The organism is Microvirga sp. 2YAF29, from assembly GCF_052114605.1.
Lineage (GTDB): Bacteria > Pseudomonadota > Alphaproteobacteria > Rhizobiales > Beijerinckiaceae > Microvirga.
Genome location: NZ_JBFRFB010000043.1, coordinates 1 through 695 on the forward strand (window position 1 = coordinate 1; position 695 = coordinate 695).

Below are 695 nucleotides of genomic sequence, written 5' to 3' on the forward strand. Positions count from 1 at the left end.
GGTATAGGGGCTGACGCCTGCCCGGTGCTGGAAGGTTAAGAGGAGCGCTTAGCGTAAGCGAAGGTGCGAATTGAAGCCCCAGTAAACGGCGGCCGTAACTATAACGGTCCTAAGGTAGCGAAATTCCTTGTCRGGTAAGTTCYGACCCGCACGAAAGGYGYAACGATCTGGGCACTGTCTCAACGAGAGACTCGGTGAAATTATAGTACCTGTGAAGATGCAGGTTACCCGCGACAGGACGGAAAGACCCCGTGGAGCTTTACTGTAGCCTGATATTGAATTTTGGTACAGCTTGTACAGGATAGGTAGGAGCCTGAGAARCCGGAGCGCYAGCTTCGGTGGAGGCGTCGGTGGGATACTACCCTGGCTGTATTGAAMTTCTAACCCGCRSCCCTGATCGGGSYGGGAGACAGTGTCAGGTGGGCAGTTTGACTGGGGCGGTCGCCTCCTAAAAKGTAACGGAGGCGCCCAAAGGTTCCCTCAGAATGGTTGGAAATCATTCGCAGAGTGTAAAGGCASAAGGGAGCTTGACTGCGAGACCTACAAGTCGAGCAGGGACGAAAGTCGGGCTTAGTGATCCGGTGGTTCCGCATGGAAGGGCCATCGCTCAACGGATAAAAGCTACCCTGGGGATAACAGGCTTATCTCCCCCAAGAGTCCACATCGACGGGGAGGTTTGGCACCTCGATGTCGGC

General features: G+C 55.1%; 1 rRNA gene. It reads left to right on the top strand.

Annotated elements, in window-relative coordinates:
• Window positions 1-695 (top strand): 23S ribosomal RNA (locus tag AB4Y85_RS19415); the annotation flags it as partial.